This window comes from Frigoribacterium sp. PvP121, from assembly GCF_017833115.1.
GTDB lineage: Bacteria > Actinomycetota > Actinomycetes > Actinomycetales > Microbacteriaceae > Frigoribacterium > Frigoribacterium endophyticum.
In genome coordinates this window covers 1214617-1227744 of record NZ_JAFIBR010000001.1, presented here as the reverse complement: position 1 = coordinate 1227744, position 13128 = coordinate 1214617, and the positions used below count along the sequence as shown (strand labels likewise).

The 13128-nt window shown below is 69.7% G+C and carries 6 protein-coding genes and 1 pseudogene; 4 read left to right on the top strand and 3 right to left on the bottom strand.

Annotation, left to right across the window (positions count from 1 at the left end):
* Positions 1-23 precede the first annotated feature (23 nt).
* The 4 genes and pseudogenes from JOE43_RS05695 to JOE43_RS15530 all read left to right on the top strand — a co-directional run bounded on the left by JOE43_RS05695 (position 24) and on the right by JOE43_RS15530 (position 4163).
* On the top strand, positions 24-2249 hold the full coding sequence (locus tag JOE43_RS05695) for a family 43 glycosylhydrolase (protein WP_209515622.1): 2226 nt from the start codon (positions 24-26) through the stop codon (positions 2247-2249).
* 67 nt (positions 2250-2316) lie between these two features.
* Positions 2317-2943 (top strand): hypothetical protein, encoded by a 627-nt coding sequence (locus tag JOE43_RS05690; RefSeq protein ID WP_056052186.1) that lies wholly within the window; start codon positions 2317-2319, stop codon positions 2941-2943.
* A 98-nt stretch (positions 2944-3041) separates the two neighbouring features.
* Positions 3042-3467, top strand: a pseudogene (locus JOE43_RS16255) (hypothetical protein); the annotation flags it as partial.
* A 144-nt stretch (positions 3468-3611) separates the two neighbouring features.
* The gene (locus JOE43_RS15530) at positions 3612-4163 is read left to right on the top strand and encodes a hypothetical protein (RefSeq protein WP_245187119.1); all 552 of its coding nucleotides are present in this window, start codon (positions 3612-3614) and stop codon (positions 4161-4163) included.
* 83 nt (positions 4164-4246) lie between these two features.
* On the opposite strand, the gene JOE43_RS05680 is transcribed toward JOE43_RS15530, so the two are convergent.
* From JOE43_RS05680 to JOE43_RS05670, 3 genes are all read right to left on the bottom strand, one after another.
* Positions 4247-5692 carry a glycoside hydrolase family 43 protein gene (locus tag JOE43_RS05680; RefSeq protein WP_209515617.1) on the bottom strand — a complete coding sequence of 482 codons (1446 nt, stop codon included), beginning with the start codon at positions 5690-5692 and terminating at the stop codon, positions 4247-4249.
* A 281-nt stretch (positions 5693-5973) separates the two neighbouring features.
* Positions 5974-9543, bottom strand: coding sequence for a LamG-like jellyroll fold domain-containing protein (locus tag JOE43_RS05675; RefSeq protein WP_209515614.1), 3570 nt, complete (start codon positions 9541-9543; stop codon positions 5974-5976).
* 131 nt (positions 9544-9674) lie between these two features.
* Positions 9675-12620 carry an immunoglobulin-like domain-containing protein gene (locus JOE43_RS05670; RefSeq protein WP_209515612.1) on the bottom strand — a complete coding sequence of 982 codons (2946 nt, stop codon included), beginning with the start codon at positions 12618-12620 and terminating at the stop codon, positions 9675-9677.
* Between the last annotated feature and the right edge of the window lie 508 nt (positions 12621-13128).

Below are 13128 nucleotides of genomic sequence, written 5' to 3'. Positions count from 1 at the left end.
ACGCCGAACTAGGAGCACGTGTGATGAAGCCCTTCCTGCGACCGCTCGTCCTCGCGACGACCGTGGCCCTCATGGCTCCCGTGTTGGCGACGTCGTCAGCGTCCGCCGCTACAGCCCAGGGTGACGCCCCGGCAGATGCTGTCGGTGCATCGGGTGAGATCCTTCGATATGCCTTCGACGCCGATGCGGGCACATCTGTCCTCGACAGCTCTGGACATGGTCGGGACGGGGAGCTCGTCGCAGGCGGTACGTGGAACGACGGTGCTCTGCAGCTCGACGGCGTCGACGACTTCGTCAGGCTCCCGGACGACCTGCTCGCCGATGTCACCGACATCACTGTCGAGGCCGACGTCTGGATCGACCCCGCCCAGGCTTCCCCCTACTTCCTCTACGGGCTGGGCAACACGACGGCCGGAGCAGGCGACGGATACCTCTTCACCTCCGGAGACGACTACCGCACCAGCCTGACCACCGGCAACTGGACCACGGAGCAGACGGTGTCGCAGAGTGCAGCAGTGCCGCGCGGCACCTGGGCGCACCTCACGTACACGCTCGCCGGAACGACCGCCACCCTCTACCTCGAAGGGGTGAAGGTGGGCAGCTCGACCGTGACCATCGATCCGAAGGACATCGGAGCCGGCAGGACGACGGCCAACTACATCGGCCGTTCGAACTACGACGCTGACAATCGCTTCCGAGGCCAGATCCGAGAATTCGCGATCTACGACCGAGCGCTGAGCCCGGCCGAGGTGCTCTCCGCCTCCGGGAACACGACGACCCTGTCCGACGTGACGATCGGCGGAGACGTCCTCAAGACCGCGCCGATCATCGACTCGGTCAACCGAGTCGTCACCTTGCCGGTGAAGCCCGGTGTCGCGCTGACCTCCCTGGCTCCCACCTACACGACCGCGGCCGGCGTCGTCGCCAGCCCCGCCTCCGGGACCGTGCGCGATCTGTCCACACCTCAGCGGGTGGTGCTGACGCCGCTCGACGGCAGTTCGACGACCACCTGGACGCTGAAGGCGATCTCGATGGGGAGCCCCTCCATCCCCGGGCTCTACGCCGACCCCAACATCGCCGCCTTCGGAGACACCTACTACGTCTACGCCACGACCGACGGCGTCCCCGGCTGGGGCGGCAACCAGTTCTGGGTGTGGTCGTCGAAGGACCTCGTGGACTGGACCCGCTCGGACCGACCGATCCTGACCCTCGACGGTGCGAACGGGAACGTCCCCTGGGCGGCCGGCAACGCCTGGGCACCGACGATCTCGGAGAAGAACGGCAAGTATTACTTCTACTTCTCCGGCCACAACGCCGCGCTCGACCGCAAGACGATCGGAGTCGCCGTCGCCGACAGCCCGACAGGCCCCTTCGCCGCGCAGCCGACGGCCATGATCACGAACGGCGAGGCCGTGAACTCCGGGCAGGCCATCGATCCAGCCGCGTTCACCGACCCGGCGACGGGCAAGAGCTACCTCTTCTGGGGCAACGGAGCTCCCGTCTACGCCGAACTCGCCGACGACATGCTCTCGATCAAGGTGGACACCATCAAGCGGATCGACGGCCTGACCGACTTCCGTGAGGGCGCCTTCGTCAACGTGCGCAACGGGCTGTACCACCTGACGTACTCCATAGACGACACGGGGTCCGAGAACTACAGGGTCGGGTACGCCACCGCGACGAGCATCGACGGCCCCTGGACCTACCGAGGTGTGGTCCTCGAGAAGGATCCTGCCCTGGGCATCCTCGCCACGGGCCACAACTCGGTCATCAACGTGCCGGGCACCGACGACTGGTACATCGCCTACCACCGCTTCGCCTTCTCCGGCGGCGACGGCACGCACCGTGAGACGACGATCGACCGGGTCACGTTCTCTCCGACGACCGGCCTCATGGAGAAGGTGCGACCGACACTCGAGGGCGCCGGCGCTCAGGAGATCGCCGACGTGGCCGTGCCCGCGGTCACCGTCGCCGCCTCGAGCAGGACGCGCTGCGTACAGGGCAAGGTCTTCCTCTCGGTAACCGTCACCAACCCGAACACCTTCGCGATCAAGGTCGTCATCACCTCGGCCCACGGCGTCAAGACGATCGACGAGATCGGTGCCGGGAAGAGCGCCACGCACGCGTTCACCACCCGCGACGCGAGCGTCGCCGGCGGACAGGTGAGCGTGACCGCCACGGCTTTCGTCTCGGGCGAGCCCGCGACGACCAGCGCTGTCGCCCCCTATCCCGCTGCTAGTTGCCGCTGACCCCTGTCCCACCCTCACCACCCCACCGCGTCGGCGATGCTGCCCACGCAGAACGGAGACACCCGAGATGAACACCCGCTCCCTCCTCGCCCGCGGAGCCGTCGGCCTGACCGGAGGCATGCTCCTCCTCGGCGTCGCCGGCACGGCGGCCGCCGCAGAACCTGAGATCGGCACCGACGACGTGGACGTCACCGTCCAGATCGCACCCCTCAGCGGAGGAGGCGCTCTGGCGATGTCCGTGGCGGGCACCTCGACCGCCCTGGCCGAGAACGGCTCGACCGGCGTGATCCGCCAGTTCACCGGGACCCTGCCCACCGTCACCGTGACCGACACCCGCGATCCCGCCGACATCCCCGCGGACGCTGGCTGGTACGTCCTGGGGACCGCGACCGACTTCGTCTCCTCGGACGGCCTGAGCACGATCGGCGCCGAGAACCTCGGCTGGGCTCCGAACCTCATCGACGGGGGCGACAGTGGCCTCGTCGCCGAGGGCGACGTCGTCGACACCGCCATCGATGGTGGGCCCGACGGTGTCGGCCTCGTCGACCAGGAGCTCCTCGCGATCACCGACGACTCCGCCGGCATAGCGAGCGAGGGGTCGTGGACCGCCGACGCGGCGCTCACCCTGAAGACGCCGACGACCGTCGACGCCGGCGACTACAGCTCCACGATCACGCTCTCCCTGTTCGAGTGACTTCCACGAGGCACGCCCTCGTCCCCCGTCAGCCGTGAGCGGCCGGGCACCTCGTGCCCGGCCGCTTCGTGCGTCCTACTCAAGATCAAGAGGTTTCCATGACCGGTCCACGCCGATCCTCTTCCGGCGGGCACCGTCCGGCGACGCGCCTCCACGCGCTCTCCGGGTTCGTTCTCGTCGGTCTCGTCACCGGGGGGTTCGTCGCGGCGGCCGCTCCGGCCGCGTCAGCCGCGTCAGCCCCCCAAGGCGTGACGTGGGCGGTGAGCCCCGCCACGGACGGTGCTCCGGACGAGCGGTCCTGGGTCGAGCTCGACCTCGGCCCCGGTGCCACCGCCTCCGATGAAGCTGCCGTCCGCAATCTCAGCGACGAGACCGTGACGTTCCGCATCGACGCGGCAGACGGCTACTTCACGGACGCGGGCCGCTTCTCCATGCTCCCCTCGGACAGGCCGTCGACGGACGCCGGCACGTGGATCTCCGCTCCCGAGACGGTCACCGTCGAGCCCGGAGCGACGGGCATCGTCCCGTTCACGGTCTCGGTGCCCTCGGATGCCGAGCCCGGAGACCACGCAGCCGGCATAGCGGCGTCCCTGGTGTCGGTCGGCGCCGGCGCCGGAGGCGCGTCCGTCGGGGTCGAGAGCCGCATCGGCTTCCGCGTGATGACCAGGGTGACCGGCGACGTCGTTCCGGCTGTCGCCGTCGACGGCATGCGGGTCGACTACCAGATGTCGTGGAACCCCTTCGCCGCCGGGTCGCTGACCGTCGAGGCCGACATCGTCAACACCGGCAACGTCCGCCTCGTCCTCGACGGGACCGTCCGCGCACAGGGATCTTCCGCGCCGATCGTCGCCGACGACGCCGCGCGACAGGAACTGCTGCCGGGCGACCGCAGGGCGGTGTCGATCCCGCTCAGGAGCGTCTGGCCCCTCATCGTCGCGAGCGCCGAACTGCAGGTCGCCCCCACGGTGGTCACACCGGACGGAGGGGAGGCCGTCGATCTGGAGCCGGTCACCGCTACGGCGACGGCGGCCGCAGTTCCGTGGTCACAACTGCTCGTGGTGCTCGGAACGGCACTCGTCCTCTCGGCTCTCCTCGCGGGTCGCTCACGCTCGCGCAGCCGTGTCGCCGCGCTCGTGCGGCAGGCCAAGGAGGAAGGCCGCCGGGAGGGCGCGCGTCCCGGTCGTGCAGAGGGAGTGACCGCGAACGCGGACGATCGCTGAGCCGCTCGGCGCCTCGATGAACGCGAACGACGAAAGCCGCCCCTCGGGGCGGCTTTCGCGTGTGGCTCAGAGTCCGGGAGGGCTCAGGGGACGAGCCGGAAGGTGGCGTCTGCGTACTCGGAACTGGACAGCGGGTCGATCCGCAACGAGAAGTCCCTGTGCCGCAGGTACCTGGTGGGGTAGTTGTAGCTCTGGAACGAGGACCAGGAAGGGTCGGAGAGTCCCGCGACCTTCTTGAACGTCGCGTCAGCCGCGAAGCCGGCGCTGCCGTCGTTGGCGTTCAGGACGACCGAGAAGTTCGAGTGCCGAAGGTACTGTCCGGGGAAATTGACCGACTCGAAGGAGACAGCGCTCGGATCGGCCAGACCGGGAACGATCTTCCACTGCGAGTCCTGCTGGGGGTCGAAGGGGAACGCATCGATGCGCGCAGCCCCGCCTTGGTGGCGGACGTAGCGGTCGGGGAAGTTCGACGACTTGAGGCGGGTCGAGCTGCTCTGCCCGTACTTCGTGGTCAAGCCGTTGTACTCGGTCGACGTGATGGGTTGGATGCTGTTGTGCTTGGAGCCGATGGGCGCCGTGAAGTTCCGCTGGCTGAGCGGCGTCCACGAGCCAGTCGTGACGCTTCCCTGCCAGACGTTGAACTTGTTGTTGGGGCAGTAGTTGTCACCCCAGAGCCACCAGGAGTTGGGGTCTGACAGAGATCGAACGACGGTGGGCGCCTCGACGCAGCCACCCTGGTACAGGCCGGTCGTGTAGGGGGTGAACGAGCCCGGCGTGAGGGACGACGAGCGGGCGCCCATGAGGCCGGTCTGGTTGGGCGCAGGGGAACGGTAGTAGAGGTAGCTCACTCCGTTGATGTCGGTCTGCACGTCGGAGTCGATGACACCGCCCTGGCCGTTGTTGTCGAAGAACGTCACGGGCGCCGTCGTCGTGACGAAGTCGGATGTGTAGACGACGAGGATCGTGCCGAAGGGGCCGCCCGTAGGACTCGCGCTGAACGTGATGCCGTACTGCGCTCGTGCCGGGTCCCAGAAGATCGCAGGTGCCCACGTGAACGAGTTGGGGTTCGCGCTGTTGATGTTGAGCAGCCGGTCGCTCGACCAGTTGACCAGGTCGGGCGAGGTCCAGATGTGGATCGAGGGGTTGGCTGCCCCGAAGTTCTCGTTCTTGAGGTCCGTCGCCGTCATCACCCAGCTGCCGTCCTGCAGTCGGAAGAGGAACGGGTCGCGGATCCCCTTCGTGCCGAGCGTCGGGACGAGGATCGGGGCGTTGTCGTTGAGGGCCGTCCATTCGAGCGCGTCCTTGCTCACGGCGAGGTGCACGTTGTTGGAGTTGCCGGACCCGTTGGGGCTCTCTCTGAAGTACGCCATGACGTAGGCGCTGTTGACTGTCGCTGCTTCAGCGGGGGCTGTCTGCGGCGACGCCACGATGAACGCGCCGATCATGGCGGCGGATGCGGCGATGGTCCCGAGACGGCGCCGCCACGAGCTGCGGCCGGGGCCGGCGATGGAGTTCGATCTTGTTGACATGGTTCGCTTTCTAGGGTGGTTCAGTGGGGTCTATCGGGGGTGGGGACGTCTGACGTCGCCGTGGGGAATGTGCTGAGAATGCCTCCTTAGACGTGAGCGGGTGAGTCACGGCGGCGGCGTGCACCGCGCCGAGGCCGACTTCTAGGTGATCGTGAAGGCATTGCCGTTGATGACCAGGACGTCGTCGTCGGACCCGGAGCTCCCGTCGACGAGGTCCCTGTCGAGCTCTCCCCTCAGACGCGACAGACGACCGCCGATCGGCCCGCCTGCGCTCTCCCCGCTCATCCGCAGCTGCGCGACGCGTACGCCACGCTCTCCCGCGAGGTGCCCGTGGTGGACGTCGCGGTGATCGCGACCGATCCCGACGTGATGGACGCTGCCCGCGTCGTCGTGGCAGTCGCGCCCGACGCTCCCGGAGCGACTCCCTTCACGGTCTTCGACCCGAAGGAAGTCGCGGTGGCGACGTCGATGGCCGAGGTGCCCGTGTTCTTCACCACGGTGGTGATGACGACCTTGCCGCTGATGCACCGCGTCGTCACGACGGCGCTCACGGAGGGTCGCGACAGGACGGTCACCGTGGTCGTCACCGCACGGTTGGCGGGCGCCACCTCCTCGTCGCGCGTCACGTCGAGCACAGGGCGGCCGTCGGCGGCGTAGTGGATGCGGACGAGCCGCGTGTCCCTGCCGTCCCCCCCGACCCCGTTGCCCCACGTGTGGTACACGAACACGTCGTTGCCGTCCTCGTCGCGTGTGACGGACCCGTGGCCGGGTCCTTGCTCGTACGCGCGGTAGTCGACGACTCCGTCCGGCATGGGGACGCTCTTCAAGAGCGGAGCGTCGTACTTGGTCCAGCTGGCGATGTCGGTCAGGTCGCTGCCCTCCTTCGCCCAGGCACCGCCGACGATGTACTTCGGGCTGACGCCGCTGCTGGAGTAGACGAGCGTGATCTTGCCGTCACGCTGGATCGCGAACGCCCCTTCAGACAGATGGTCCTCGAACGAGAGCGACGGGACGATGATCGGTGTCGGCTCGCCGATGACGCGAGTCGGATCGCTCGGATCGACCTTCGCGATCCAGGTCGCGGGGTCGCTGGCGCCTCCGTCGACGTAGCGCTGCGACCAGGCGTAGTAGGCGGTCCCGCCGGACTCGAGATAGGTCATGTCCAGGCTGATGTTGCGCCCCGTGCCGGCTCGTCCGAGGGCGCTCGAGTCGCTCCTCAGGACTGCGCGGGGCGCCGACCAGTCAGCCGGGTCCGCAGGGTCTCCCCCGTCGCGCAGCTGCATGATGTGGGCCTGCACCGTGTACCACGCGGCGTCCTGGTTCGACTGGTCGTTCCCCGGGTTGAAGCACGGGGCGAACAGGATCGACAGCTTGCCGCCGATCTCGTGGATCTCGGGGGCCCAGTAGCAGCCCGCGATCACCTTCCCCTCGGCGGTGCGGTCCATCCGCGTCCTGCGGTTGAGCAGGTCGACCTCCCTGGCACGCCCGCCGTCGTCGTCGCTGAGCTGGTCGATGCTGTCGGCCACGCGGATGGGGAGGTGCTCGGAGGCGATGTTGTCGTTGCCCGTGTCGTCGGTAGCCGTGAAGAGGTACTGCGTCTTCCCGTCGCGCTCGTACCGGTAGATGGTCGGGTCGGCGCGGTTGTAGGCGAACGGCTCGTCGTACTGTCGCTGGCGGACGGTGCCCGAGAGGTCGTACGTCCCCGGGCCCTTCGTGCCGATGTCCGCGAGCTGCTGCGGGTCCCAGTCGACGCCGAGGCTGCCGGTCGAGCCGTCGGCGTACGACAGGCGGGCCTTCGCCTCCGTGAGGGCGGTCACGTCCCCTTGCTCGATCGTCTGTGGCGCGACAGACGATCCGGTGTTGACCGTGCGGCCGAAGGCCTTCGTCAGCGCGTCGGCGGTCGAGGCGGAGACAGCCAGCGCACCGCCCGGGACCGCGTCGGCGACACGCCCGGCGAATGCGGACAGGTCGGCGGTCGCCACGGTCGCGGGGCTCCCGCCGAGGACCGGTCCGCGGTTCCCGTCGGTCACGACGACGCTCCGGCGGCCGCCGTCCTTCGGCCAGAAGGCCTGCGTCCGGAGCTCCGTGCGGGCCAGATCCGTGACGGTCGTGTACTTCGCTGCTCCCGCTGCATCCGTCCACGAGACCAGGTAACGCTCCTGGTCGCTGTCGTAGACAGCGCGGGGCGAGGCGACGCCTCCGGTGGTGCCGAGATCGATGAGGCCGAGCTCGGTGAAGTCGGTCGCGGTGGCGTCGGTGGCCTTGAAGACCAGAGCGCTGGAGGTCTCGGTGCCGTCAGGTCCGCCTCCCTCGCGGACACGGGTGGCGAGCACGCCGACGGTCCCGTCGGCGAAGGTGAAGAGCGACGGAGCCGCGACGGCACGGTTGTCCACCTTGTCGGTCCCGACGAAGACGCCCTCGGCGAAGAGGACGCCCCCGTTGTCGGCGAGGGGTGCCGATGTGTCGACGGACGACCCGAGAGCCAGGTGCACGCTGCGGGCGACCGTGTCCTGGTTGGCCTTCAGCTCGCCGGTGGGCGTCCGCGTGTAGGCGACGACGGTCTTCCCTGAGGTGGCGCTGAGGACGGTGGTGCGGAAGGTCTTCGTCAGCGTGGTGCTGCCGACCGCCACGGAGGCGGTGAGCGAGATCGCCTGGTCGGATGCCGTGTCGTTGACGAGGCGTCCCCCTGACAGGCCGCTGCCGTCGGCGCTCCACGACACGGTGTACCCGGCGATCGTGGGCAACGTGGTGCCGGACGCGACGGTGGGGGGAACGACCAGGGCGGTGCGCAGGCGTCCTGTCGCGTCGGCCTCGGTGTCGGCCACGACGGTCACGGAGCGCGCGGTGCCGGTCGCGGCGGATCCCGCGAAGGTCGCGCTCGGCGTGAGGGTGACCACGGCGTTCGCTGTTCCGGGTGCCGGTCGGCGCACGGTCCCGTCGGCACCGATGACCGACGGGTCGCTGCTCGACCAGGTCAGGAGGGAGCCGCCCGCGCCGCGGGTCGGGAGGGCGATGTCGCCGGTGACGGGCTGGGTGACCGAGAACGTCGCCGCAGCGGCATCGGAGCCCGCGATGACGGAGGCGGCGGGAGCCGCGTCCTCACGCACCTGCTCCTGCGACAGGGCACTGGAGTACACGTGCACGTCGTCCATCGCGCCCGCGAAGAGGGGGTCAGGGCCGTAGAGCGACTTGCCCAGCAGTCCGGAGGCGGTCGAGGTGCCGACGGTCGCCGCGCCGGTCGCGGAGGTCGGGGTCGTCTGCGCGAGCCGACCGTCCACGTAGGTCGACACGCTGACTCCGCTGCGGAGCACGACGGCGACGTGGCTCCAACGGTCGGACGCCGCGGGGCCGGTGTCCGCTGCGCGCTGCTCAGAGCCGTCCTTCACCGCGCCGATGAGGTTCCCGCCGCACTGCGGGGTGGCGAAGAGGTACCGCTCGGTCGACTGCCCGAGGGCGTACGCCCAGCTGCAGCTCTGGCCGCCGTCCCATCGCAGCCAGGCTGACACGGTGAGGTCGGCGGTCGACGTCGAGGTCAGTCCAGGCGCGATCTCGGCGAATGCAGCCGAGCTCCCGGCGGCGCCTCCGGGTAGACGGAGAGCGCGATCGTTCCCGCCTCGCGGACCCACGACCGTCGTGGCGCCGCTCCCGCGCACCGTGGCGGATCGGTTCCCGACCGAGTCGGTGAAGGCCGTCCCCGCGGCGACGGGGGCGCCCGCGGCGGTCGTCGAGGCGAAGTCGTAGGAGAGGATCGGGCCGGGTACGGCGGCCTGCGCGGGTGCGCCGCTGAGCGCAGCGCTCCCCGCCGTCAAGGTCGCGGCCACCATCAGGGCCGTAGTGCGTCGGAACAGCATCGTTCGTCAACTTCCGTGAGAGGTGCATCCGGGGAGCGCGGGCCGTTCGGTCCGCGCTCCCCGCTGGGCGGGAACCTCAGGCTCCCGAGCGCAGGAGATCCGAGAGAGCGGCTGCTCTCTCGGATCCCGTGTTAGCGGCAGACGATCGCCGCGTAGGGCGCCGTCACCGTCCGGGAACCGGACGCGGCCTTGGACGTGACGCTGAGCTCACCTGCCGCGATGGAGGCAGAGCGGCTGCTGAACGCCGCGGAGACCGTCTTCCCGGGGGCGACGCCTGTGAACGTCCTGCTCCCCCACGGTGAGGACATCGTCAGCTCGACGGTCGAGTCGCTGGCGTTGGTGCCGGTCCCCATCACCGTGACCTTGCCGGCGACGCAGCGGCTGGAGGCCGAAGCCTGGACGGCCGGTCCAGGAGGCGCCGTCGCCGTGATCGTCGCGACCGCGGGGGTCGCTGCCGAGTTGGCGAGCTGTCCGCGCACCTGGACGGTGTCGCCGGCCTGCTTCAGCGAGCTGAGGTCCGCGGTCTCCCAGGTCACGGCCACGGTCTCCCGGTGGCCGTCCTTGAAGGACGCCGCCACCGTCGCGGGGAGTGACACGGCGCTCGATCCAGCCTGCACCGTCCGTGCCACCGGGTCCACGGAGGTGACCAGGAGCGACGGGTTCCACTTGGCGGCGAGCGCGTCGCGCTCCTTGGCGGTGATCGAGACGACGGACCCGTGACGGGGCGAGGCCGGCAGCGAGAAGCTGCTGGGGATCGTCCACCGGATGTCGCCCTCGAGCGAGTCGGTGCCCAGCGGGATGTAGCCGCGTCCGCCGTAGTTGTCGGTCCAGAGGAAGTACTTGAACCCCGCCCGGTCGCCCTCGTTGGTCTTGAAGATCTCCGGACCCTCGACCTCGGGCGTTCCGGCGTCGCGGCCGATGCAGGTGTCGATGAGGCTCCACGCGCCGGAGGCCGTGATGGCACGCAGGTCGGCGGACTTCTGCCCGATGATGTCGGGCGAGGGGCAGCCGGTGGTCTGGGTCGCCTTCGTGAAGCGGTAGTAGGTGTCGCCGTCCTTGAGCATCGTGGCGTCGATCAGCCCGTTGCCCTTGTTGAGCGAGGGGACGTCGGCGGCCTTGAACCACACCTCCGGAGTCGTGAAGTCACGGAAGTCGCGGGTGGTGGAGGTGAGGATCTGCGGTCCGTTGCCGTCCTCCACGTTCCGCGTGCTGTCCGTGAAGAGAGCCGAGGTCCAGTAGACGACATAGGCGTCGATGGTGGGGTCGTAGGTGGCTTCCGGCGCCCAGGTCATGCCCGCGTTGGGGAGGTTGACCTCGACGTGGCGCTGCTGGCCCCAGTTGACGAGGTCGGTGGACTCCCAGATCTCGAGGTGGCGGCTGCCGCGGTTGGTCGATCCGCCGAAGCCGGTGGTGCCGACGGAGAGGTCGGTGGCCATCAGGAAGAACCTGTCGCCCTCCTTCGAGCGGAAGACGAACGGGTCGCGCAGGCCCTTCGTGCCCAGGGTCGAGGTAAGGATCGGCTGCGCGTCGTTCAGGTTCTTCCACTGCAGCGAGTCGTTGCCGTCCGAGGTGGCGAAGCGAATCTTCTCGCCCTCGACGCTGTCACCGGTGAAGTAGGCGAACAAGTAGGCGTCGAGGTCGCTCGCGGCGACGGGGGCCGCGGCCGGCACGGTGCGCGTGAGCGTCCGCACGACGGGCGAGGCTCCCGGCACGGTCACCGTGGCGGTGAGGGTGACGGTCGTGTCGGCGGAGGGACGCGTGAGCGATCCCTTGGCGACCAGGTCGGGCGCCGTTCCCTTGTCGCCGGAGGTGATGACCGCCTCGTTCGACGAGGTCCAGCTGACGGCCGCGCCCGAGCTGCCGGGCCGCGAGGCCGTGGCTGCGACGTCAGCTCCGGTCGAGGGCAAGTCCAGGCTGCCGCGCACGGGGCCGGCGAGTGCGGGATCTGCGCTGATGGCGTCGGCCACGGCCCGGGCGAGCTCGGACTCGGCGGTCTCGCCCGCGGCGTAGGCGGGAACGGTGACGGTGATCGGACGGCCGACGGCGGAGATGCCGCCGTGGACGGCCGTGGGGGTCAACGTCACGGTCGCGTCCGGGTTGCCCGAGGCAGGTCGGGTCACGGCGCCGGTGGGGCTGACCGTGCCCGGGGCGCTCGACGCCCAGGTGACCACGGAGCCAGCGGCGCCGGACGTGGGGAGGGTGAGGTCGGAGGTGACGGCGGAGGTGTCGCCGAGCGAGACGGTGGCGTCCTGGTTCGCGAGCACGGCGTGCACGCTGGCAGCGCTCTGCTGCACCTGGCCTGCGGTCAGCGCGGAGGTCCAGACCTGCATGTCGTCGATGGCACCGGCCCAGTAGGCGTCCGCGCCGTAGAACGACTTGCCGAGGAAGCCCGAGAAGGTGGAGGTGCCGATCGCGGACGCGGCGGTGGAGGAGGTGTTGCCCTGGCCCACGAGAGCGCCGTCGAAGTAGGTCGAGACGGACTGGCCGCCCTTGACCACGACCGCCATGTGCACCCAGCGGTCCGCGGCGACGGCAGTGTTCCCTGCGCCCCTCACCTCGGAGCCGTTCTTGACCGCGCCGAAGCCGGCCGGACCGCACTTGGTGGTCGCGAGGACGTGGGAGTCGACACTGGAGCCGAGGGTGAAGGGCCAGGTGCAGTCCGGAGCGCCGCTCCAGCGCAGCCAGGCGGACATGGTGACGTCCTGGGCGCCGGCCGGGATGAGGCCGGGCGCGATCCGGACGTGCGGGGCAGCGGACGTGCTCGACCCGCCCGGGAGCGAGAGCGCGCGGTCGCCGGAGGCGCCGGAGGCACCGGCGACGCTCGTCGCGCCCGAGTTGACCAGCGTCCCGGGGTGGTTGCCCACCGCTGCGTCCGCGATGACGGCACCATTGGCGAGGGTCGAGCCGATGGCGTCGAAGGAGTACTGCAACACGGGCGCCGGGACGCTCTCCGCCGCTCCGGCGACCCCGATCGGGGCCAGTGCTCCGCTCAGCGACACGGCGGCGAGCGTCAGCGCGAGGCCTGCGCGAGGAAGGCGTGAGCGCCTGGTGCGCTCGTGCGGGAGAGATCGTGACATGAGGAGTCCTTCGCATGGTGGGGCGGGCGGGGAGGGAATGCCAGGTGGCCGTCTGCTTCTCGCGCAGGGCGAGCAGGAGCGGAGCGGCGGTGGGGAGGGCGCGGCGGCCAGCGATGCAGGACGGTGAGGAAGCGCGCGCTGCTCGTTCGGTTCGGGCTGAGCGCTGAGCAGCCCCGGTGGGGGCGGGGATAGCGAAGGGTCAGCCCGTGTACTCGTCAGCGGGATGCAGACCGGCAGATGCTGGCAGGCAGCAACGTGGACCTGCGGACCAGGCCTGGCGGCCTCGTCGGGGGAAGGGTTGGCGACGTCGTCATCGACGTTCCTCTCAGGCTCTTCTTCGAGCCGATAGATCGGGGCGAGTCGGCTGGATCGTGTCCTGCGCGGCCTCTGATCGATCACTGTATCCGTTTTTGTTACCGTGAACAACAGCCAATGCCCACGTTCCGGGCCCTGCCGGTCACCATGTCGACGATCACGAAGGGAGGCGTGACCAGATGGCGGGAGAACG

What these genes read in the sequence shown, in the direction of transcription:
- JOE43_RS05670 (WP_209515612.1), bottom strand. Translation starts at nt 12,620, where the DNA reads ATGTCACGATCTCTCCCGCACGAGCGCACCAGGCGCTCACGCCTTCCT.
- JOE43_RS05690 (WP_056052186.1), top strand. Translation starts at nt 2,317, where the DNA reads ATGAACACCCGCTCCCTCCTCGCCCGCGGAGCCGTCGGCCTGACCGGA.
- JOE43_RS05675 (WP_209515614.1), bottom strand. Translation starts at nt 9,543, where the DNA reads ATGCTGTTCCGACGCACTACGGCCCTGATGGTGGCCGCGACCTTGACG.
- JOE43_RS05680 (WP_209515617.1), bottom strand. Translation starts at nt 5,692, where the DNA reads ATGTCAACAAGATCGAACTCCATCGCCGGCCCCGGCCGCAGCTCGTGG.
- JOE43_RS05695 (WP_209515622.1), top strand. Translation starts at nt 24, where the DNA reads ATGAAGCCCTTCCTGCGACCGCTCGTCCTCGCGACGACCGTGGCCCTC.